This is a genomic window from Shewanella sp. MF05913, from assembly GCF_059758095.1.
In genome coordinates this window covers 69,307-93,015 of the sequence record NZ_JCAYNT010000013.1, presented here as the reverse complement: position 1 = coordinate 93,015, position 23,709 = coordinate 69,307, and the positions used below count along the sequence as shown (strand labels likewise).

Genomic DNA, 23,709 nt, shown 5'->3' with positions numbered 1-23,709 from the left:
CGTAAATAGTTATGTATTTGCAACACTTTGGCATGGCGCAGCTGCCTTTTACGCTGACGCCCAATACTGGATTCTTTTTTGGTTTAGCTCCCCATGTAGAAGCCTTGCAAGTGTTGCAAACAGCGTTAGAAACCGGTGAAGGATTTATCAAAGTCACCGGTGAAGTGGGAACGGGGAAAACATTAGTTTGCCGGAAATTATTGAATGATTTGCCTGATCAATATCACTGCGCTTATTTGCCTAACCCTTACCTAACCCCAAAAGAATTACGTTTTGCGGTGGCGGCAGAGTTAGGATTAGCACTACCGAATAAACTCGATCAGCAACAATTAACGCGTTTGATCCATGAGCGATTACTCGAATTAAATCATCAAGGCTTCCATGTCGTGCTCGTGCTCGATGAAGCCCAGGCTTTACCCGACGACAGTATTGAAGCATTGCGGTTATTTACAAACTTAGAAACCGAAAGTCGTAAGTTATTGCAGGTGGTGTTATTTGGTCAGCCCGAGTTAGATGAGCGGCTCGCACAAGCTAAATTTAGACAATTGCGCCAGCGGATCACATTTAGCTACCATTTACGACCATTAAGTTGGGATGAAATACGTGCTTATATTCAATATCGGCTGAGTATTGCAGGTTATCAAGGCCCCGATTTATTTGCAGTAAGCGACATTAAATTGTTAGCCAAAGCCGCTCGCGGCATCCCACGCTTGGTAAATATATTGACCCATAAAAGTTTACTGCTTTGTTATGGTGAAGGGAGTCAACGTGTGTCGACCAAGCATTGCCGAGCCGCAATACGTGACACTGAAGATATTAATTTAACCGATCGCTCAGGTTTTTCACGCTCTAGTATGCTAGTGATTATGTTATTACTCGCGTTGATGCTAATGCTGGGATTCATGGATATAGGCGGTGAGTGGTTGACACGGATAAGTGAGCATTAATGAGTGTGATAATAAAAATGCTGCGAGATTTAGAGCAGCGTGAAAAACCCGATTCAACACAATCAGACTCAGCATCTTCCCAACCGAAAGGGGAGTTTGTTCGTCCGCAAGTTCAATATTATCCAACTGAAAAGTCACGCTCGCCATTAATCGCTGCGGGTGTTTGTTTACTGTTATTAATCCCTGCGGCATGGTTTGGTGTGTCAATGTACCAACAAGTCGACTCATCGGTTGAGCCACAATTGGCTGAGTTGAGCACAACAGGCATAAGGCTTAATAATGCAGATGATAACGCTGCAGACGCGTCTATTAACCTGCCAAATGAACAGCAACCAGACGTTGCCGATTCCACTCAAACCAGCAGTGGCGCTGCGGTATCGGCTACGGTAGTTAATCATCTTGATAATGACGCAGTCAAAATCGTAAGTGGCACCGCGTTAACAGAGAGTGAAAGCGAGCCTATTGCACTAGCTTCCGAATCGGTGGTTACTGCACCTGTTACATCTGCGGCGTTAGCCTCAAATGAGCCGACTATTTTAAAGCAAGCCGATGAACCTGCAATCAGTACCTCTGAGTTAACTGCAACAGATAGAGATGAAGAAGTTAAAGAATCATCACTGGTAGTAGCAAAAAATAGGACTTCAGACGTTGTATCTCGCGATAAGCCACTCGTTGCAAAAGCCAATATAAGTGCTGAGCAAGCTACAGTCGACTCCACTGCGGCCTCAAATAACATGACGGTTAAAGAGGTTGTGTTAACAAAAACTCAAATGGCGCAATTACAATATCGCAAAGCGGTTGATGCTGAAAAATCGCAAAATGTAGATGACGCAGCCAGTTTTTATTTAGAAGCCATTATTTTGCAGCCAAGTTTACATAAAGCCCGCAAGCAGCTGGTGGCTATTTATTACGCTCAAAACAATACCACTACCGCCATGCGTTTATTAGAAAGTGGGATTAGTATGTTCCCGCAAGAGTGGGAGTTTTATGTGATTCTGGCGCGGATTCAAGTTGAAGTGAAAGCCTTTGATAGTGCCAATAGCACTTTGGCGGCAATCCCCGATAATTCAAGCTGGGCCCGCGACAAATGGGTGGCACAAACCGAGTTAGCGCAAAGTAGCCAAAATTTTATATTAGCAGAGCAAGCATACCGAAATTTGTTGCAAGCCGAATCTACTCAGGCCCGCTGGTGGATGGGGCTAGGTTATGCTTTAGACTCTCAAACAAAATATATTCCAGCGGCTCAAGCGTATCGTTCAGCATTAAGCTATGAAGGATTATCGACGTCAGCCATGAACTTTATTGAAACCCGATTAGCTCAGCTAGGAGAAAACCGATGAAACCAAAGTTAAAGATGCGCTTAGGTGATCTTCTGGTGCAAGAGCTGATTATTACCGAAGCACAATTGCAACAAGCATTAACAGAGCAGCGTAATAGCGGTAAAAAACTCGGCCGCACACTAATTGATTTAAAGAGTATTAGTGAAGATCAATTATTGCAGTTTTTGTCGCAGCAGTTGAATTTACCTTACTTAGACATCAGCCGCAGGCCTATCGCCGCAGAAGTGGTTAACATTCTGCCTGAGGTACAAGCTCGTCGTTATCGTGCTCTAGTAGTTGAAAGCGGCGCTGATCATGTATTGATTGCAATGAGCGATCCTGCCGATTTACAAGCCATCGATAATTTAGAATTGTTGGTCGCACCTAAGCAATTAATGCTGGCGGTTGCCCCCGAGCAGCAGCTATTAGATGCATTCGATAACTTATATCGCCGCACAGGACAAATTGCTGAAATTGCCGGCAAGCTTGAAGAAGAGTATGCCGCCGACGACATGTTCGACCTTAGTAGTTTAACTGAGGGTGATGCCGATAACGAAACTACAGTGGTTAAGTTATTGCAGTCAATTTTTGAAGATGCAGTGCAAATGCGGGCATCGGATATCCATATTGAACCCGGCGAAAAAGTGTTGCGTATTCGTCAGCGTATTGATGGCCAATTGCATGAGAATACACTAAGCGAAGTGAATATTGCCTCGGCATTAGTGCTTCGCCTTAAGCTAATGGCGGGTCTAGATATTTCAGAAAAGCGTATGCCACAAGATGGTCGCTTTCATATCGAAATTAAAGGTCATAAAATCGATGTGCGTATGTCTACCATGCCCATTTATCATGGTGAATCTGTGGTAATGCGTTTGCTAGATCAAACCACGGGGCTGCGCACTCTAGACGAAACCGGCATGCCACCACACATTGTGGCACGTATTCGTAAACAAATTAAACGTCCTCACGGCATGTTATTAGTTACCGGACCAACGGGTAGCGGCAAAACCACGACCTTGTACGGTATTTTAAGTGAGTTAAACACGCCTGATAGAAAAATCATTACCGTTGAAGACCCGGTAGAGTATCAGTTACCACGTATTAACCAGGTGCAAGTAAACCACAAAATCGGCTTAAATTTTTCGAATGTACTGCGTACCACTTTGCGCCAAGATCCCGATATCATCATGGTGGGCGAAATGCGTGACCAAGAAACCGTTGAAATCGGTTTACGAGGCGCATTAACGGGTCACTTTGTGTTATCAACCTTGCACACCAATGATGCGGTAACCAGTGCTTTGCGACTACTAGATATGGGCGCGGCAAGTTACTTAGTTGCAAGTGCCTTGCGAGTTATTATTGCCCAGCGATTAGTGCGCAGAGTGTGCCATAACTGTGCGGTAGATTATCAACCTACGGCAGCAGAGCGCAGTTGGTTGTCGAGTGTGACTAAGCAAGATATTAACAGTGCGACCTTTAAAGTGGGTAGTGGTTGTCAAACGTGTAATGGCTCAGGGTATCGAGGTCGGATTGGTATTTTTGAGATTTTAGAACTCGATGAAAATATGATTGATGCTATGCGCACTGGTAATCCACAAGATTTTGCTCGAGCTGCTTTGCGTAGCCCGAACTTTATTCCGTTAGCCCATTCGGCAATGGAGTATTTATTTCAAGGGACGACCACATTAGAAGAGGTGGCGAAGTTAGTCGAAGATGTCACTGAATCAAACATGGCATTGTCAGCAGATTTAGTTAATCCGCCTGGCGTTGGGGCGTAATTATGCCTACTTATCAATATCGTGGTCGTGATGCACAAGGTAAAGCGGTGACAGCTTTGCTTGAGTCAGCGAGCGAAAGTGCCGCTGCCGATATGTTACTGTCTCGAGGTATTATCCCGTTAGAACTCACTGAAGTTAAGCCTAAGCAATCGTTTCCTGTGGCATTATTTCAGAGCAAGGTATCGTTAGAAGAATTACAAATATTTAGTCGTCAAATGTATTCGCTGACGCGTTCTGGCATTCCTATTTTACGCGCGATTGCAGGGTTGTCTGAAACCACTCACTCGCAGCGAATGAAAAATGCTCTAGGTGACATATCAGAGCAGTTAACATCAGGTCGGCCGTTATCGTCATCAATGAACCAGCACCCTGATGTATTTGATTCTTTATTTGTATCGATGATCCACGTGGGTGAAAACACCGGTAAATTGGAAGATGCGTTCATTCAACTGTCGCATTACATCGAACGCGAACAAGAAACTCGTCGACGTATTAAAGCGGCGATGCGTTATCCTCTTTTTGTGCTGATAGCGATTACGATTGCGATGGTTATTCTTAATATTATGGTTATCCCTAAATTTGCCGATATGTTTTCGCGCTTTGGCGCGGATTTACCCTGGGCCACTAAAATACTCATCGCCACCTCAAACCTGTTTGTGAATTATTGGCCATTGATGTTGGTGGTATTAATCGGGACCTTTATTGGTATACGTTATTGGCATCATACCGAAAAGGGCGAAAAACAGTGGGATTTGTGGAAGTTACACATTCCGATAGTGGGTTCAATTATTGAACGCTCTACTTTGTCGCGCTATTGCCGAAGTTTTTCAATGATGCTTAGCGCTGGTGTGCCAATGACACAAGCGCTAAGTTTGGTTGCCGATGCAGTTGATAACGCCTACATGCATGACAAAATTGTCGGGATGCGCCGTGGCATTGAATCTGGCGAGTCGATGTTAAGAGTGTCAAATTCCAGCCATCTGTTTACTCCATTAGTATTGCAAATGGTTGCGGTGGGTGAAGAAACTGGCCAAATAGATCAGCTATTAAACGATGCTGCAGATTTTTATGAGGGCGAAGTTGATTACGATTTAAAAAACCTTACCGCAAAATTAGAGCCTATTTTAATTGGTTTTGTTGCCGGTATTGTGCTGATCCTTGCGCTAGGTATCTATTTACCAATGTGGGATATGCTAAAAGTAGTGAAAGGTGGGTAAACTCAACATGTTCACACTTCATTGGATAACACTATGTTAAGTCAACAAAAGGCCGATGATGATTTACTCAGCGTGTATGGTAAAATAGTCGCCATCGTAGTGTTACTGATTGTATTGGTGATACTGGGCGCGCGTTATGTTAACACTGCACCCAATTTAACCAGCCAAGGTTTAGCTTTTGAACATAATCGGCTTTTGAATGTCTTAGCTATGGTACGAAGTCAGTGGTTAGCTTCGGGTCGGCCTAAAAAAATGTTATTATCCTGGTATGATGTGGCACCAAATGTGCTTAATGGTACGAAGGGCAATGCAGGCGTTGCATCGTCAAAAACTGGACAGCCTAGCGCTTTTGGGCAAGTAGATTCCACAGAAGTAGATTCTACAGAAGCGGATTTAATCGGCACAAACAATTGGATTCAAATATCACCTAAGGGTTGGCCTATTGTTGATACCGATGATGATAAGGGTTGTAAACAGCTTTGGCAGCAATTGCTGGCAACAAGCACCACTGAATTATCGTTAACCGTTGTGTATCAAAAAACAGAGCAGGTGTGTCGCTACGTCTCACCTAATCAATCGAGTTTAAGTTACCAGTTACAAACTGGGCGTGTGATATTTTTATCGGCGGAACAGTAAAAAAGCTATCGCTGACGTAAAAAGTTTAATAAGCTGCTAATATTATGTAAGTTATAGGCGTATTAGCATTTTTATCTATTATAAGAACATTTAAAAAAGTGAGGTAATATGAAATTAAGACAACAAGGTTTTTCATTAATCGAGTTGGTTATTGTGATTGTCATTTTAGGCTTATTAGCTGCGACAGCAATTCCACGCTTTTTAAATGTTACCGATGATGCAGAAGATGCCAGTGTTGATGGTGTCGCTGGTGGTTTAGCCACAGCAGTAAGCTTTGTGCGTGCACAGTGGGAAGTGGATGGCCGTCGTAATACCAGTGTGGTGTTAGATGGAACGACTGTGTCATTAGATACTCGTTTTGGTTTCCCAACCGGTACAACAAACACCAGCGCCAACTCAATGGGTAATGCGGCATGCCAACAGGTGTTTGATTCGGTATTGCAAAATGCACCACGAAACGTGTTGTTTAATGAAGACGCAAGTGACCAGCGTTACACTGTAAGGGTGATTAATGCTGCAGGCGGTTCATCAACCACTATTGATGGCGTTACAGTGAATAACCTAGATTTGTGCGTATACCATCAAGTGGCTTCATTAGTATTGAACCAGGCTAGTGGTGTGGCAACACCCGCACCTGATTTAACGACCGCAGGTGCTAAAGGCGTGACATATAACCCAGGTACAGGACAAGTTGTTTCTTTTACCAATAATTAATTTTAACCACCAAGTCGATTGATCCATCATATATGGATAAAGAGTCATTTGAATAGAGGTGTTTTATATGCAGAAGCAACAAGGTTTTACATTAATCGAATTAGTGGTTGTGATCATTATTCTCGGTATTTTAGCTGTTACCGCAGCGCCTAAGTTTATTAACTTACAAAGTGATGCACGCGTGTCGGCGTTAAGTGGAATGAAAGCTGCTATTCAAGGTGCTAATAGTTTAGTTTATTCTAAATCAATTATTGCCGGTAGTAATACCATAGCGAGTTCTAGTGTTACTGTCCCTGCAACGGTAAATGTTGTCTATGGTTACATTGCGTCATCAACGACTGTAGAGTTAGTTGAAACAAATTTAGAATCAGCTTTAGAGTCAGACTTTGAAGCTTTAGCTGATGATACTACCGTAGTTACTAGTGATTGGGGCGTACGTCGTGTGAGTAACTCTGTTTTCAGAATTATCCCCAAAGGTAAGATCGCTTCTACATCAGCGGCTAATGCTTGTTATTTGCAGTATACAAATGCAACAGCGACGGTAACGCCAGTTTATGTCTTAAATACAACTGGTTGTTAAATAAATGGCAACAAAAAAACCTGCTTTGCAGGTTTTTTTTTGCAAAAATAAATAATAAAATCACCCACCTTGAGTGATCGCGAGCATTAAATTTGCCATACTGCTAAAGTTGTAAGAAACTAAAAATATCGTCGCTTAAATTGTTAGTGCAGGTGAGCAATTCACATTTAAGTAATCGTTCTTATTGGTATTGGTGCAACATTTAAGCATAGGACAGAATGAACGCGATGAATCACAGCAAAGTACGAAGCCGCCTATTCACTAAACCTATATATCAAAATGTAACCTCGAAAGGATTTAGTTTGATCGAGTTGGTGACAGTGATTATTTTGGTTGGCATTCTTGCTGTTTCAATTTTACCTCGTTTAATCGGAGCAAGTTCCTACAGTGCCTACACCTTACGTAATGAGTTTATCAGTGAGCTCAGATACGTACAGCTAAAAGCGATTCAAAATACCGATCAATGTTACCAACTCGACGTGAGCGCCAGCGGTTATACCTTGCGTTACTTTAATGACAGAGCAGGGAATAGCTGTAGTAATCAATTTCGTGCAGAGCAGCCACAAACTTTCAGTGGTGGTGCCCATATCGCACTTGCCAGTACTGCGAGCCAGGCTTTTTCGATTACGTTTGATAGCCTTGGGCGTATAATTTCTCCTGTATGTGCTGGTCATTGTTTTAATGCGGTGGCAGATGAAACACTCGCTATCGCAGTTGAGTCTGAGGGCTATATTTATGCCCAATAAATTTAATGTCAACATCGTCAACTTCAGTAAGCAACATAACATCACCGCTCGTCGCCTTAATGCCGGTTTTACGTTAATTGAGTTAGTGATTGGCATGATGGTCATTGGTATCGGTATTGTCATGTTAACCAGCATGTTGTTCCCTCAAGCCGACAGAGCAGCCGCTACGCTGCAACGTGTGAAATCTGCTGAGCTCGCTCATTCGGTCATGAATGAGATCTGGGGTAAGCGTTATGATCAACAAACAAACGCTAATGGCGGCGTGCCAGCCTGTAATTCTCCAACCGGCACTATTTGCTCGACATCAATGGGCAATGACGGTGAAAGCCGTGATGCGTTTAATGATGTTGATGATTACCAAGGGTTGAGCGAGGTGAGCATGATGCTCGATTCAAGCCAAACTTATGCCCAAGCCTATCCTAATTATGAATTACAAGTGTCGGTGACTTATCTCGATTCAGTAACGAAGGCGCAAAAATTAATTAGCGTAGATGTCACCACGCCTAGCAATGAAGTGATTACTTACCAAGCGGTAAGGAGTAATTACTAATGGCGCGATATTCACAAGTAAAAGCTGCTGGATTTACTTTAATCGAAATGGTCACGGTTATTTTGATTTTAGGTATTGTGATTATTGGCGTCAGTGGCTTTGTGATATTTGGTACGCGTATTTTTGTTGAGTCGAGTGCGGTCGATCAAGTATTGAGTCAAAGTCGTTTTGGTATTGAAAGGATCACCCGAGATATTCGCCGTGCAGTGCCCAATAGTATTCGGGTAAATACAGCTGCCGATGGCAGTTATCAATGTTTGGAGTTACTGCCTATTTCTGCCAGTACCTCTTACCTTGACGCGCCTTTTGTTCCAGAAACCGCACGTAATAGCCTTACTGCGATTAACAGTATTAGGTCCATTGATGCTGGGCAGTCAGCATTAATTTACCCGTTAACCCATGCTGAGGTATACAACCCTCAAGGGACAACGGCAAAACGCTTTACCGTTCAAAGCGTCGCTATAGCGGGCGACCAATTAACCATCACGTTAACGCAATCAGTGCGCTTTACTGAAGCGTCGCCCTTAAAGCGCTTATACGTTGCTGATAGCCCGTTAAGCTATTGCTTTGTCTCCTCTGCAAGTGCGGTTGAATTGCGGCTTTATCAAAATTACGGTTATCAGGCCACTCAACCTTCGCCAACGATCATGGGGGCAGGCGTATTGATGGCGCAAAATATTACTAATAACTTAACCGTTAACCCCGCCATTATTTTAACCCCTGCAACTTTAGTCACCAATGCGATAGTGCATTTACAGCCACTGTTTGCGGTTAATGGTGAGACGTTTCAATATCAACATCAAGTGCAGGTGATGAATGTTCCCTAAGCATAAGTTAACTCATCATGCTCAACATGGTAGCGCATTAATTATTGGTGTTTTTGTGTTAACCGTGATGTTTCTGGTTGCGGCGAGTTTAATTCGTATCGTGGGCGATGCTGATGAGTCGGTGAATATGGAAGTGTGGGGAACGCGAGCATTGTTTAGCGCTAACAGTGGTGCTGATGCTGCATTAGCGCAGTTGTTCCCGCTCAGTGGCAGTGCGGCAACCTGTAGTAATGTGTCATCATCTTGGACGCCTCCGAGCAACGCCGTTGGATTTCATAATTGTAGCGTTAGTATTAGTTGTAATACCGCCAGTGTTGGCAGTGTTGTTCAATATCGAATTAATAGCTTAGCGGTATGCGAAACCGGTGATTGTGCGGGTAACTCAAGCAGCTCAACGTGTTTACGAGTGAGTCGCCAAGTAGAGGTAGAAGCGCGTGGAAATTAAACGACTACAAAAAGTGTGGCTGGGATTAAGCTCGATTATTTTTGCTTTTTGGATACATAGCGCCAATGCAAATGACAGTAATTTTCATATTCAATATGGTAAAGCAGATGTCAAGAATATTACATTTGACACGTCATTTCCTTCAGGTGTAACTCCTTTGGTTTTTTTAATGCCGACCACAGAAAACGCGACTAACGATGGTCCAGCATCGGTATTTATTGATAGTGTATCAGCACAAGGTTTCACATGGTCACAAAAAAAACCAGAATCACCTGATAACCGTTATGTAGCACCAATTGAAATGCCTGAAGTACATTGGATTGCTGTCACTCCAGGGACCTATGAACTGCCCAATGACATCAAGCTTATTGCTGGTTCAGTTAATTATAATCAGGCTTTATTTGGTTCTAACTCACCCTATGTCCCTGTTGATTTACCTGCAAGCCAAAATGTGTTGTTGAATCAGATTCAAACAAAAAATAATAATTGTTGGTTAACGAGTACCTCCGAGTTTACGAGTTCGGGGATCAAGCTTGCGTTAGATACTTCTGAGGTGAAAAGTAATAATCGATGTCAGCCTGGAGATTTAAATAATAGCCAAATTCAAAATGAAACCATTGGTTATTTATCGTTGAACACCCCTAACGATACAATGACTGCCAACGGTCGCATGACGTTAAATGGTGTCGACACCTATTATCACTTTGGTACTTCCAATACGCTTGATGGTTCTTCAGTGGGAAATATCACTGAACAATGTAAAAAAACAACTGAGTTAGTCGGTTTTACTGATGCTCCAATTTTGGTGGCGGGTAAAAATAGTCGCTTAGGTGGTAATGGGGGATGGCTGCGTCGTTGTCGTTTAACTAACGAGACAGTGAGTATGGTTGTTGATGAAGATACCTATAGTGACAGTGAACGTAATCATCTCAGTGAAAACTACAGCTTTGTTGCGTTGGAACCTAGAGAATGTTTTACAGATAATTTTGATCGTACTGACGTTGGTGATGATTGGGCGCTTAAGGTATTAGGGTCTTCATTGCCCCCTTCAATCGTGAGTAATAGACTGCGTTTTACCTCCGCTAGAGGCAATCAAGCGACATCGAGCACTTATCAGCGTATATTTCCTGCTGCGAATAATTTAGTTGAAATTGAGTTTGATTATTTTGCTTGGTCGAGCCAGTCGGGTACAGGAGCCGATGGTATCGCAATTATTTTGTCTGATGCCAGTATTACGCCACAACCTGGTAGTTTTGGTGGATCATTAGGCTATGCCCAGCGAAATAATGGTACCCCTGGATTTGCTGGTGGCTGGTTAGGCATAGCTTTAGATGAATACGGTAATTTTTCTAGTCCCAACGAAGGTAAAAACGGAGGTCCCGGGCGTAGGTCGCAAGCAGTGGCTATTCGAGGCTCTACAGGAACTAGTTACCGATATTTAACTGGAACAAATGCCAGTATTAATCCTAAAATTGATGTACGCAGTACATCCAGTGCTCAACCAAATCATAAATATAAAATCATTATTGACTCAACAGTGTCAGGAACAGCAATTGTTTCAGTGCTGCGTGATACCACGAATAATGGCATCACTGAGAATTATGAAACTTTAGTTGCTCCTTTTGATGCATTAAGTTTTTCAGGGCAAGCTCCTGTCCCTGAAGACTTTTATTTGTCTATAACAGGTTCAACTGGTGGCTCAAACAATAATCATGAGATGGATAATTTTAAGGTTTGCGCTCTTAAATCCAGAGAGGTTGGTCAGCAAATTCATCATTTTGAGTTTGATTACACTAGCTCTCCACTGACTTGTAAGGCCGAAACGATGACCGTTAAGGCCTGTAAAAATGCTGCATGTGATTTGTTTACCGACCCCGTACAAGCTGAGTTATCTCTTGATCCAAGCACGAATGGAGCGTGGTACGTCAATGCGGCTAAAACTAATTTAGTTCAGTTTAACAGTGGTATTGCGACAGTTGCATTGCGTAATAATGTTATTACACCTATCACGATAGGAGTAAAATCTTCTGTCCCTTCTACTATTGCAGGCAGTAATACTTTGTGCCGCAGTGGTTCAGGTGCGTTAAATACTGCAAGCTGTAAATTTAGTTTTGCCGACAGTGGCTTTATTTTTGATGTGCCAGATAAGTTAGCCAATAAACCTACGGGTAATATTGCCATTAGTGCGGTGAAAAAATCTGATGAAACTTTGCAATGTATTCCGACCTTTGCCAACACCACAAAAAATGTCAGCTTTTGGAGTACGTACATTGAGCCGGTTACGCCAATCAGTGGGCAGTCGGTTACAGTGAATAATACCACTGTCGGCAAGCAAAGCTCGGCCGCTACCTCGATTGCGTTGGCTTTTGATGTAACGGGTAAAGCCAATATTGATGTTAACTACCCCGATGCGGGCAAAATGCAGCTTGATGCAAAATACACTGGCAGTGGCGATGAAGCCGGATTGGTGATGCTGGGCTCTGATCAATTTGTGAGCTTCCCTGTGGGATTGTGTGTCACACCCAAAGACAGTACCGCGGAGTGTTCGGCAGGAAACAGCAGTTGTAATCGCTATAAAAAAGCCGGTGAATCGTTTGATTTAGTCATTCAAGGTAAGGCATGGCAAGTCGATGGCGATGCTAATTATTGCGACAATCTCAATACGCCTAATTATGTCCACAGTAATATCGTCTTAAGCCATCAATTAGTGTCACCTTCGGGCGGTGTATTAGGTGCGGTTGGCTCATCACAGTATAACCATGTAGCAGAAGCAACAAACACGAATACCGTTGCTCAATCCGTCAGTGAAGTCGGTGTATTTAAATTCAGCGCTAATCCACCCAGTTCTTTTTTAGGTTCGAGCTTTTACGATATTCCGCTGGCAGCATCACCTAATATTGGTCGGTTTGTACCAGACAGGTTTACCGTTACCAGCTCAAGTGTCATACCAAGTTGTGGCAGCTTTACCTATATGGACCAGCCTTTTGGCTTAACCCTTACCTTAAGTGCATACAATACTGGCTCTTATATCACCCAGAATTATCAGGGGGCTTTTGCCAAAGCCAGTGCCAGTTTAGTTGGAGAGAACCTTAATGATGGCGTTGATTTTAGCAGCCGCTTAAGTACTTTACCAATCAATGCCAGTTCGTGGAGTTTAGGTGCTGCGAGTGTTGGTATAACGTATCAAGCAAATCTTAGCCGTATCCTTGCGCCAGGTGTCGATGGTCCTTTTAGCCAATTAGCTATTGGCGTTCAGGTTGCTGATAACGATGGCAATGTGTCATTTGTCGCATCACCCGATATGCGAGCAGACACAAATTCAGTCTGCAGTGACAGCAGCAATTGCAACGCTAAATTATTGTCGACTCAGGATTTTCGCCATGGCCGTGTGGTAATGGACAATACTTTTGGCCCAGAAACTGAAATTTTGCGCATGCCAACCTATGCCCAATATTGGAATGGAGCAGGCTGGATAACTAATACCAGCGACAGTTGTAGCCAGGTCATTGACCCGCTTGATGGCGCTGAAATTTATGCACCTTTATTAACAACTGGGCAAAGCGTGAGCCGCAGTGATGCGGGCAGTTTAGTGAGCAATGGCCAATTAACCTTATTATGGAAAAACACGGGTTCTGTTCCATATCGTGGTCAAGTGACTGCACCACTACAAGTCGACAATTGGCTCAAATGGTATTGGAATTGGGATGAGGCAAGCCCGACTGTACTTTATGACCCAAGAGCAAGTGCCTTCTTTGGTCGCTATCGAGGTCATGATAGGATCATTTATTGGCGTGAGGTCGGTCAATAATCGGAATAAAAAAGCATCGCTTTTACGCTTTTTAGGATTAAAATTGCTCGATTGACGTTTTTTTACATACTTTTGTAAAAAAAAACGCCAGATTAGCAATTGTTAACCTGTTCGGTCTTGTAGAATAGGGGTGTCATTGATAAAGTTACCTGATTTTTCTTTCTTCTGACTTCACAGAATACAGGCCTGATACATGTTCAAAAAGCTGCGCGGCATTTTTTCTAACGACCTATCGATCGATTTAGGTACGGCAAACACTCTTATTTATGTTCGCGATGAAGGTATCGTGCTAAACGAACCTTCAGTAGTTGCCATTCGTGGCGAACGCAATAGCAATGGACCAAAGTCAGTTGCTGCTGTTGGCAGAGACGCAAAACAAATGCTAGGCCGAACGCCTGGTAATATTCAAGCAATTCGTCCAATGAAAGACGGTGTCATCGCCGACTTCTATGTGACTGAAAAAATGCTTCAACACTTTATTAAACAAGTCCACAACAACAGTTTCTTTCGCCCAAGTCCACGTGTACTTGTGTGTGTTCCTGTTGGAGCAACTCAAGTTGAGCGACGTGCAATTCGCGAATCAGCAATGGGTGCAGGCGCACGTGAAGTCTACCTAATTGAAGAGCCAATGGCTGCTGCAATTGGTGCTGGTCTTCCGGTATCAGAAGCAACAGGCTCAATGGTTGTTGATATTGGTGGTGGTACTACCGAAGTGGCGATTATTTCGTTAAACGGTGTCGTGTATTCATCATCTGTGCGTATTGGTGGCGACAAATTTGATGATGCGATTATCAACTACGTTCGTCGTAACTACGGCAGCTTAATTGGCGAAGCAACAGCTGAGCGTATTAAGCATACTATTGGTACAGCCTATCCTGGCGATGAAGTGCTCGAAATCGAAGTGCGTGGTCGTAACCTTGCTGAAGGTGTGCCAAGAAGCTTTACGCTAAACAGCAACGAGATTTTAGAAGCGCTGCAAGAGCCTTTATCAGGTATTGTCAGCGCAGTGATGGTGGCTTTAGAGCAATCTCCTCCAGAATTAGCATCAGATATTTCAGAGCGTGGCATGGTGTTAACCGGCGGTGGTGCATTATTGCGTGACTTAGACCGTTTGCTGATGCAAGAAACCGGTATCCCTGTAATGGTTGCCGACGACCCACTGACGTGTGTGGCTCGTGGTGGCGGTAAAGCGCTTGAAATGATTGACATGCACGGTGGTGATTTGTTCTCAGAAGAGAATTAATGATTAACTGCACAGTGGCTTTGTTAACAGCAATATGTGCTAGCAAAGCCGCGCACAATTTATGAAACCAATTTTCGTTCGTGGCGTTTCAAATCAATTTAGACTGACACTGGCAATTATTTTGTCGGTGGCTTTGCTTGTTGCTAATCATCGCCTTGATCCTATCCGCCAATCACTCTCTTCTCTGTTAAGCCCATTACAATATTTAGCCAATGTACCCGGTGTGATGCTTGATTGGTCTGCTGAAGCATTTGCGACGCGTAATATGCTTGAATTGCAAAATAAAGAACTGTTGCGTCAACAATTGGTGATGTCTGAACGCTTGCAGCGTTTTGAACATGTTCGCCAAGAGAATGAACGACTGCGCGCATTACTCGGTTCTCCTGTTCACATGGACTCACGTAAAGTGGTTGCCGAAGTCATGGAAGTGGCCAGCGATCCGTTTCGTCAGTTTGTGGTGCTCAATCATGGTTCGCAAACTGGCGTTTATGTCGGTCAGCCGGTGGTTGATGCTCAAGGGGTTGTGGGACAGGTTATTGAGGTCAGTGAATTTACCAGTCGCGTGTTAATGGTGTCTGATACGACTCATGGCATTCCGGTTCGTGTTACCCGTAACGACGTGCGAGCGATTGCCAACGGTACGGGCGATATTGACCAAATAGAACTGCGCCATGTGGCGAAAAGTACCGATATTATTGCCGGTGATTTATTAGTGACATCTGGCTTAGGAAATCGATTTCCAGAAGGCTACCCTGTGGCGAGGGTGATTAGTGTCTCTCGTGACGATGGCCAAAGCTATGCGGTGATCAATGCCCAACCGTTAGCTGCGCTAGACCGTATTCGTTATGTGTTGTTGATTTGGCCTGATGAAACCAAGCCTTTTACTTTACCTGCTGATTTGGTCGGCGTTGTTGCCACCGATCCTGCAAGTGCACCGCAAAATAGTGTGCCAGCTAATAGTGAACAACCTCTTGGACAAGCCACAACACCAACACAAACGTCACCTACGACAACCATTGGAACGGATCCTGCGGCGAATAATACAGCGCCTAATTCATCCCTTAATCCTACTTCTAATTCAGTGGTTACACCGAATACAAACCAACCCGCTTCATCGTCAACCCCAATTCCTAACACCAGTGAGGTGAACCAATGAGTGCGCATATCGCCAGTGGCCGCTTAGTGGTATGGCTAACGCTCTTTACTGGGATGATGTTTCAAATTATGCCCTTGCCGAGCATGGTAGAAAATTGGCGACCAGATTGGTTGTTGATGGTCATGGTGTATTGGGCGATGGCACTACCGCATAGATACAGTATTCTTACTGCGTGGATACTCGGGGTGATGCTCGATGTATTGCTGGGCGCGACGTTAGGTATTCGCTCCTTAGCGCTATCGCTAGTGATTTATATTGTGGTGCTTATATGTCAACGTCTGCGAAATTACCCTCGTTGGCAACAGTCGCTGGTTATCGCCAGTTTGATATGTATTTATCATGCCCTGATTTTTTGGGTGCAGTTTGTGGTGGTTGGTGCTACACCGTTTGATTTCAATATGTTTTTACCTGCCGTGTCGAGTTTATTTATTTGGTGGTGGGTATTTTGGGTTTTACGCAATATACGCCGTCGATATAAAGTACGTTAATTAGGCCTCCTGATTAAATGGCATCAATAGAGTGAATAAACATGACTTGGGTACTGGCTTCAACTTCACCAAGAAGAAAAGAATTACTGGCGCAAGCGGGATTTAGTTTTGCAGAGTTTAGTTTTGAACTTGTCGCGCCTGATATAGATGAAACACCCAACGCCAATGAATTAGCGGCAGATTATGTTTGTCGGTTAGCCATAGAAAAAGCCCAGGCTGGGCTGGCATTAAGTGCACAGTTTAGCCAGCCAATAGTGCTGGGTTCAGATACCATTGTGGTGCTTAACGGCGTCATTTTAGGTAAGCCTGTCGATGCTGACGACGCTAAGCGCATGTTAACCTTGTTATCTGGCAACACCCATGAAGTGATGACCGCAGTGGCGTTAACCGATGGCAAGCACACCGTAAATCGTCTTTGCCGCACTCAAGTTAGCTTTTGCGAATTATCTGCCACCGATATCGATGCTTATGTTGCTTCTGGTGAGCCCATGGATAAAGCGGGTGCATATGGTATTCAAGCTTTGGGTGGCTGTTTTGTTAAGTCGATTACGGGCAGTTATTCTGCAGTAGTTGGTTTACCGTTAGTTGAAACTCGAGAATTATTAGCCTGCATGATGCAGCAAACTTAACCTTTTGCTTTAATCGGTCTTCATACGGTGGCGCAACTGCTGTCAATATTACGATTGGAGCATGACCTGAATACAGGTGGCCTATGAACATAAAAGCACAACGTAAAAAAGGCACAGAACTTCTCATCAATGTTACGCCAACCGAAGCGCGTGTTGCATTAGTCGAGCATGGTGTGTTGCAAGAAGTCCACATCGAGCGCCGCATGAAGCGCGGTTTGGTCGGCAATATTTACAAAGGCAAAATTAGTCGTGTGCTCCCTGGCATGCAAGCTGCGTTTGTGGATATTGGTTTAGACAAAGCTGCTTTCTTACATGCCTCTGATATTGTTCCCCATACCGAATGTGTTGCCGATGTCGAAAAAGGCAACTTTGTGGTGCGCGACATTGCTGAGCTGGTTCGCCAGGGCCAAGATATTATGGTGCAAGTGGTTAAAGATCCGCTGGGTACCAAAGGCGCTCGCCTCACTACGGACATTACTTTACCGTCGCGCTATTTAGTGTTTATGCCTGGTTCTAGCCATGTGGGTGTGTCGCAACGCATTGAGCTTGAAGAAGAGCGTCAACGCCTTAAAAATATCACCTTACCGTACGTCGACGATGACGGCGGGTTTATTATCCGCACCGCCGCAGAAAATATTGGTGAAGACGAGCTGGCGCAAGATGCAGCATTTTTACGCCGAGTGTGGGCCAAAGTGAGTGAGCGTCGTAAACGAAAAGGTGCCACGCTACTTTATCAAGATTTAGCATTACCTGTTCGCATTATTCGTGATTTTGTCGGCACTGAGCTTGACCATATTCAAGTCGATTCACGCCGCACTTATGCTGAATTACAGCTGTTTGCCCAAGAGTTTATGCCAGAAATAGCCGACAAGATTGAGCACTATGCTGGGCCTGCACCTATTTTTGAATTATACGATGTTGAAAATGAAGTGCAGCGGGCACTTGGCCGTAAAGTGGAGCTTAAATCGGGTGGTTATTTAATTATCGACCAAACCGAAGCCATGACCACCGTCGACATCAACACTGGCGCATTTGTTGGTCATCGTAATTTAGAAGAAACCATTTTTAATACCAATTTAGAAGCCACTCAAGCCATTGCCAGACAACTGCGATTACGTAACTTGGGCGGTATTATTATTATCGACTTTATCGATATGTTGAATAAAGAACACCAGGCAAGGGTGCTTGAAAGCTTAAACGCTGCACTTGCCCTTGATCGCGTTAAAACCAGTGTGAGTGGTTTTTCTGGTTTGGGCTTAGTTGAAATGACCCGTAAACGAACTCGAGAAAGCCTTGAGCATGTGGTGTGTGGTGAGTGTCCATCGTGTCAGGGAACGGGCACCATGAAAACCATCGAAACGGTGTCTTACGAAATTTTCCGCGAAATTATCCGCTTAAACCGAGCCTATAAAGCCGATGAGTTTTTATTGTATTGCTCGCCTGCGGTTTACATGAGTTTTAGCGGTGAAGAGTCGCACTTATTGGCAGAGCTTGAAGTTTACATAGGTAAACGCATCCGTCTGCAAAACGAACCTCTATATATTCAAAGCAAATATGATGTGGTGATGATGTAGTGTCAACAACTCGGGCAGCAACTATCAACAGGATCTGTTGGCAAATATTGGCGATTACGCTAGTGCTTTTTGCACTGGCTGTTAGCCTTATTCGCGGGTTGTTACCACATATTCCTGAAGTGCGAACCGAGCTGGTTAATTATTTATACACTGAATATCATTTACAGGTACAAATGGATGAATTGAATGCCGAATGGCAAGCTTTTGGTCCAGCACTGAGCATTAAAAATTTAAACCTGCCTCCACAAGCGTCGCTGCCTATGACGGTTATTAGCCAAAACGTGCACATTAAACTCGATTTTTGGCAGTCTCTTTTTACCCTGAGTCCACAAGTTGAAACCGTAGTGTTTGACGGTGTGAGTGTGGCGTTAAATTTGGACCAATTGTCAGCTAATGACGACAGCGACGACAGCGACAACAGCGACAACAGCCAACCGCAAACGAATGTAGACTGGCTTTATCACTTGTTATTAGAACAGTTAGCCCACTTTTCGATTACAGATGCATCATTACAATTAATCAGTAGTGAGCATGATTACCGCCCTATTTTTATTGATAATCTTGAATGGCAAAACAGCCAAAATCGCCATCGCGCCCAAGGATTAATTCATGTTGATCAACTAGAATCAAACAATGAACAGCTGACCTTACGAATTGATCTTAGTGGTGATGGTTATCAGCCAGAGTCTGTTAGCGGGCAGTTATATGTGTCTGCAGAATCGCTTGATTTGGGAGAGTGGGCATCTCGTCAGCATAATGCTCAACAAGCAACTGACAAGATTGAGTTTCAAGGCGTGATCAATTTAGATGCCTGGATGACGTTTGCTAACCGTAAACTTCGTGATGGTGTATTGATCTTTAAACCGAGTTGGTTGCAGTGGCAAGATAGTGATAGCCTGCAAAAATTTGCCATTGATTCTGGGGTATTACAATGGACACCTGAGCAAGGTGGCTGGAAAATACGCAGTGACGATTTAGCATTATCGACTAACGAGCAAGCATGGCCACAATTGACACTGGCCCTTGGCGCTCAAAAAGGGCAACTTTTTGGTTATATTAATCAAATTATCCCACCTTTATTAACGCCTTTACTGCCTTTAATCCCAGATTTGGGGTTAGAACAAGTTAACCGTTGGCAACAGCTTAATCCTCAAGGCGTTGTCGGGCCAATTCGGTTATACAAACAAGCACAACAACCCCTTATCGCCACCGCCGATATTGAACAATTACAATGGCAGTCATTTAATGCCATTCCCGGATTAAACCCCATTGATTTACAGCTTACATGGGCTAATAATCAACTTGATTTTGCTCTGCCACAACAAGCTTACCAATTTGATTTTGGCGACAGTTTTAGTCATCCATTGGCATTGCAAGGTGAGGCGATGAAGGGCCGAGTCGATTTGACGGCACAACGCCTTACAATTCCCAATATCAACTTACGCAATGCCGATATTGCATTGCAAGCAGGGGTAAACCTTGACTTAAGCGAGACGAAACATTTAGCGTTAGCCGCCAACATAAGTATTTTTGATGTAGCCCATGCAGGGCGATATTTTCCGTTAATGGCCATGAGCCCAAGTTTAGTTGATTACCTTAACGGTGGCTTACAAGCAGGTAACATTGAAGACGCGCAAGTGGTGTGGCACGGTGAGTTAAGCGGTTATCCGTATCAAGACAGTAGTGGTGTATTTCAAGCTAGTTTTGAGTTAGCGCAAGGCAACTTTAAATTCCAACCGGATTGGCCCGCCGTAAGCGACTTAACCTTGTCGGCATTGTTTGAAAATGCCTTAATGGACCTGCATATTGAACAAGGGATGTTAGGCAAAGTGGTTGTCGATGGTGCCAGAGTGTCTATCCCGCAGCTTGGTAAAGCATCGTTATTAAAAGTCGAAGCCGAGATCAGTGCAGATGGTCAGGCCGCGACTCAAGTCATTAATCAATCACCACTCAAAGATTCAGTCGGCACGACATTAGATGTGGTACAGATAAAACAGCCTATTGGCATTAATTTAGATTTAGCGATTCCACTTTATCAAGGTGGTCAGCAGCAACTAAAAGGTCAGGTTAATTTAACCAATAATCCTATCTTTATTGCTAGTCCTGGCTTAGATTTACAACAAGTCACAGGACAAGTCAGTTTTGTAAATCAATTCATTGAAGCCAAAGATATCAAGGCAAAATTGTTTAAACAGCCGCTGACGTTTAGTGTGAACACGGGTAAGCAAAACGACAACTTTGCCTTAAACGTCAATATGGGTGGCCGCTGGGATCTGGATACTTTATCAAACCAGCTAAATAATCCCATGACAGGTTTATACCATGGCGAGCTTGATTGGGACGGCGCACTGACGATGGTTTTTGACCCAAGCGGTTACAGTTTACAAGTGTCGGCAAATTCAGACTTAGTCGGTGTTACACTCGATTTACCCACTCCATATGCAAAATCAGCAGACGAACCGAAAAAACTGCGTGCTGATCTAATCGGCGACAATAAACAGTCATCACTGAGCATTAAACTCGGCAACGATGTTGAGTTTTGGGGCGGGTTTAACGCCGAATATGGCGATAACCTGGCATTTTACGATGTGATGGTAGGCCGTCATTTTAAATTAGGGGACAAGCTGAGAAAACAATATGGTCACTTACATCTTGACTTACCAAAAGTTGAGTTAGCGCAATGGTTACCACTGATTAAACGGTTTAGTGCCGCCGCTGAGCCAGAAGTTATCGCATCATCAGTTCGAGACCGGATTTTAACTGATACCGAATTATCATCTTTAAATAACCCCACCTTAGCAGCGGTTAACAATGTTCCCGCTCCAGCGGCATTTCCACCACTCGTGGGGATCCATGCCAATGTTGCTCAGCTAAATGTATTAGGCCAATCGTTTGATCAATTACAATTTGACGCCCAACCAACGGAATATGTATGGCGTTTTGATGCGATTTCTGAACAATTTGACGGTCGAATCGATTTTTACTCAAACTGGCGTGAGCAAGGTATAAAAGTGGTGGCAAATAAACTGCATCTATCGCCAACGACACAAAAGCTACCATCGACTACACAAGCCGCCATATCAAGTGAAACTGTTGATGCGACTAATGAAGCTAGCATGATTGAGCAAATGCCAACGCTTGCCGTTGATGTTGATGATTTTAGCGTTTATGACCTGTCGTTAGGGCATTTGGTACTACAAGGTTTGCCCACAGAGCAAGGTTATCAATTCCAAACACTGTCATTAACTAAGCCTACGCTATCTCTGCAAGCCAATGGTTTATGGTCATTAAATGAGGGTGTCGACAATACTGAGTTTGATGTCAAACTGCTGGCAGAAAACTTTGACGAATTATCGACCACACTGGGCATTAACCCTGGCCTCAAAGAGGCGCCGTTAGATCTCAGTGGCAAAATATCATGGCAAGCAGCGCCTTATCACTTTTCGCTCGACACCTTAAACGGCCAAATTAAGTTTGACCTAGGTAAAGGATATTTATCGGAAATCAGTGATAAAGGCGCACGGGTGTTTTCATTGTTTAGCTTAGATTCATTATTGCGTAAATTGTCGTTAGATTTTTCAGACGTATTTGGCCAAGGGCTATATTTTAATACTTTTGCGGGTAATGTAACCATTGATAACGGGGTAGTAAAAACCACCGATACTGAAATGGATGCCATAGCCGGTAATATGAAGGTGAGAGGGTATACCGACTTAACGACCCAAAGCCTTAATTACGATATTCGCTTTGTGCCGCAATTAGCCTCAAGCGTACCCACCGTAGTATTACTGAGCACCAGTGCATGGACTTTAGGGTTAGGGGCATTTGCATTAACCAAAGTGTTAGAGCCCGTAATTGAAGTGATTTCAGAAATTCGCTTTCGGGTCACGGGCACCATGGACAACCCTGAATTAGAAGAGCTAGAGCGCAAGAGTAAAGAGATCGAAATTCCAAAGGCTATATTGCCGCAACCAGATGAAACCAGTGTTGATGCGATTGAAAGCATCAGCCCAAAAGCGAAAGATACTGATAGCGACAACGTGGTACCAGAAATTCAATCCGCAACTGAAGAGCCTGTTACACAAGCAAACTCTAACTCAAATAGAAACTCATACTCACATACAGATGCTAGCAATGTCGTTACGCTACAAGGAGCGCACTATGCAAATCAGCTTATTACAATGCCAGAGCAGTCGCGACGTTCAAGCCAACCTCGCGTTTATCGACTCGCAGCTTAAGCTATTACCGCGTGAACAAGACGAGCCACAATTGGTGGTATTGCCAGAATGCTGTTTGTTGTTTGGCGGCCATGAAAGCCAGCAATTACAATATGCCGGCAGCGAACATCAAAGCGAGTTAAAAACCGCATTAGCCAATATGGCCAAACAATATCAAGTGTATTTAATTGCTGGCACTATTCCGATGCGCGCCGATGATGGCAGAGTGTTCAGTCGTTGTTATTTTTTTGATGATCATGGCGTCACCCTAGGTCATTACGATAAACTGCATTTATTCGATGTTGATGTTGCCGACGGCACGAAAACCTACCGCGAAAGTGACACCTTTCATCCAGGCGATCACCTGTGTGTTGTCGACACACCTTTTGGTAAAGTAGGATTAGCGATATGTTACGACATTCGCTTTGGTGATTTGTTTAGAGCGCTGCGTTTAGCGGGTGCTGATTACATCGCACTGCCTTCGGCCTTTACTAAAGTGACCGGAGAAGCGCACTGGCAAGTATTATTACAGGCTCGGGCCATCGAAACTCAATGCTATTTATTGGGTGCCGGCCAATGGGGCCAGCATAATCAAGGTAGCCGAGAAACCTGGGGCCACAGTATGATTGTTGACCCATGGGGCAGAGTCATTGCCGAACGTGCTACAGAGTGTGGTTGGGCCCAAGCCAGGGTTGAGCTCAGTGAGCTACAACGTATACGCCAACAAATGCCGGTGATCGGCCATAATCGTTTCATTGCGCCACAATTAACCCCTGTTTAAGTGGGCGCTTAAGAACCTCATTCGCACTACGCGTTAGCTATTAATAAAAGAGAA

At 43.9% G+C, this 23,709-nt stretch carries 19 protein-coding genes; all 19 read left to right on the top strand.

The window, feature by feature from the left end; all coding sequences use genetic code 11:
* Nucleotides 1-11 precede the first annotated feature (11 nt).
* The 19 genes from AC19MV_RS15190 to AC19MV_RS15100 all read left to right on the top strand — a co-directional run bounded on the left by AC19MV_RS15190 (nucleotide 12) and on the right by AC19MV_RS15100 (nucleotide 23,655).
* On the top strand, nucleotides 12-947 hold the full coding sequence (locus tag AC19MV_RS15190) for an ExeA family protein (protein WP_432400841.1): 936 nt from the start codon (nucleotides 12-14) through the stop codon (nucleotides 945-947).
* On the top strand, nucleotides 947-2,287 hold the full coding sequence (locus tag AC19MV_RS15185) for a tetratricopeptide repeat protein (protein ID WP_498308624.1): 1,341 nt from the start codon (nucleotides 947-949) through the stop codon (nucleotides 2,285-2,287). Before AC19MV_RS15190 ends, AC19MV_RS15185 begins: the two co-directional genes overlap by 1 nt.
* The gene (locus AC19MV_RS15180) at nucleotides 2,284-4,044 is read left to right on the top strand and encodes a GspE/PulE family protein (protein WP_498308622.1); all 1,761 of its coding nucleotides are present in this window, start codon (nucleotides 2,284-2,286) and stop codon (nucleotides 4,042-4,044) included. Before AC19MV_RS15185 ends, AC19MV_RS15180 begins: the two co-directional genes overlap by 4 nt.
* A 2-nt stretch (nucleotides 4,045-4,046) precedes the next feature.
* Complete coding sequence (locus tag AC19MV_RS15175) at nucleotides 4,047-5,261, top strand: type II secretion system F family protein (RefSeq protein ID WP_498308620.1); 1,215 nt, start codon at nucleotides 4,047-4,049, stop codon at nucleotides 5,259-5,261.
* Nucleotides 5,262-5,294: 33 nt separating this feature from the next.
* Nucleotides 5,295-5,897, top strand: coding sequence for a hypothetical protein (locus tag AC19MV_RS15170; protein ID WP_498308618.1), 603 nt, complete (start codon nucleotides 5,295-5,297; stop codon nucleotides 5,895-5,897).
* 108 nt (nucleotides 5,898-6,005) lie between these two features.
* Nucleotides 6,006-6,611, top strand: a complete 606-nt coding sequence (locus AC19MV_RS15165) for a pilin (protein WP_432400851.1) — start codon at nucleotides 6,006-6,008, stop codon at nucleotides 6,609-6,611.
* Between the two features lie 67 nt (nucleotides 6,612-6,678).
* A complete protein-coding gene (locus tag AC19MV_RS15160) occupies nucleotides 6,679-7,191 on the top strand; it encodes a type II secretion system protein (RefSeq protein WP_498308616.1) in 513 nt (170 codons plus the stop codon).
* A gap of 227 nt (nucleotides 7,192-7,418) precedes the next feature.
* Nucleotides 7,419-7,937, top strand: a complete 519-nt coding sequence (locus AC19MV_RS15155) for a type II secretion system protein (protein WP_498308675.1) — start codon at nucleotides 7,419-7,421, stop codon at nucleotides 7,935-7,937.
* Nucleotides 7,927-8,487, top strand: coding sequence for a type IV pilus modification PilV family protein (locus AC19MV_RS15150; protein ID WP_498308614.1), 561 nt, complete (start codon nucleotides 7,927-7,929; stop codon nucleotides 8,485-8,487). The genes AC19MV_RS15155 and AC19MV_RS15150 overlap by 11 nt, the downstream gene beginning before the upstream one ends.
* Nucleotides 8,487-9,314 (top strand): prepilin-type N-terminal cleavage/methylation domain-containing protein, encoded by an 828-nt coding sequence (locus AC19MV_RS15145; RefSeq protein WP_498308612.1) that lies wholly within the window; start codon nucleotides 8,487-8,489, stop codon nucleotides 9,312-9,314. Before AC19MV_RS15150 ends, AC19MV_RS15145 begins: the two co-directional genes overlap by 1 nt.
* The gene (locus AC19MV_RS15140) at nucleotides 9,304-9,759 is read left to right on the top strand and encodes an MSHA biogenesis protein MshP (protein ID WP_498308610.1); all 456 of its coding nucleotides are present in this window, start codon (nucleotides 9,304-9,306) and stop codon (nucleotides 9,757-9,759) included. Before AC19MV_RS15145 ends, AC19MV_RS15140 begins: the two co-directional genes overlap by 11 nt.
* On the top strand, nucleotides 9,749-13,567 hold the full coding sequence (locus AC19MV_RS15135) for a DUF6701 domain-containing protein (protein ID WP_498308608.1): 3,819 nt from the start codon (nucleotides 9,749-9,751) through the stop codon (nucleotides 13,565-13,567). The genes AC19MV_RS15140 and AC19MV_RS15135 overlap by 11 nt, the downstream gene beginning before the upstream one ends.
* Nucleotides 13,568-13,760: 193 nt before the next feature.
* Nucleotides 13,761-14,810 carry a rod shape-determining protein gene (locus AC19MV_RS15130; protein WP_188956447.1) on the top strand — a complete coding sequence of 350 codons (1,050 nt, stop codon included), beginning with the start codon at nucleotides 13,761-13,763 and terminating at the stop codon, nucleotides 14,808-14,810.
* 61 nt (nucleotides 14,811-14,871) lie between these two features.
* On the top strand, nucleotides 14,872-15,966 hold the full coding sequence (gene mreC / locus AC19MV_RS15125) for a rod shape-determining protein MreC (protein WP_498308606.1): 1,095 nt from the start codon (nucleotides 14,872-14,874) through the stop codon (nucleotides 15,964-15,966).
* On the top strand, nucleotides 15,963-16,454 hold the full coding sequence (mreD, locus tag AC19MV_RS15120) for a rod shape-determining protein MreD (RefSeq protein WP_498308605.1): 492 nt from the start codon (nucleotides 15,963-15,965) through the stop codon (nucleotides 16,452-16,454). Before mreC ends, mreD begins: the two co-directional genes overlap by 4 nt.
* A 41-nt stretch (nucleotides 16,455-16,495) precedes the next feature.
* On the top strand, nucleotides 16,496-17,083 hold the full coding sequence (locus AC19MV_RS15115; RefSeq protein ID WP_498308603.1) for a Maf family protein: 588 nt from the start codon (nucleotides 16,496-16,498) through the stop codon (nucleotides 17,081-17,083).
* 83 nt (nucleotides 17,084-17,166) lie between these two features.
* Nucleotides 17,167-18,657: a ribonuclease G gene (rng, locus tag AC19MV_RS15110; protein ID WP_498298750.1), complete on the top strand. Its 1,491-nt coding sequence runs from the start codon at nucleotides 17,167-17,169 to the stop codon at nucleotides 18,655-18,657.
* Nucleotides 18,657-22,895 (top strand): YhdP family protein, encoded by a 4,239-nt coding sequence (locus tag AC19MV_RS15105; protein WP_498308601.1) that lies wholly within the window; start codon nucleotides 18,657-18,659, stop codon nucleotides 22,893-22,895. The genes rng and AC19MV_RS15105 overlap by 1 nt, the downstream gene beginning before the upstream one ends.
* Nucleotides 22,819-23,655, top strand: coding sequence for a carbon-nitrogen hydrolase family protein (locus AC19MV_RS15100; RefSeq protein ID WP_498298747.1), 837 nt, complete (start codon nucleotides 22,819-22,821; stop codon nucleotides 23,653-23,655). Before AC19MV_RS15105 ends, AC19MV_RS15100 begins: the two co-directional genes overlap by 77 nt.
* The last annotated feature ends 54 nt before the right edge of the window (nucleotides 23,656-23,709 follow it).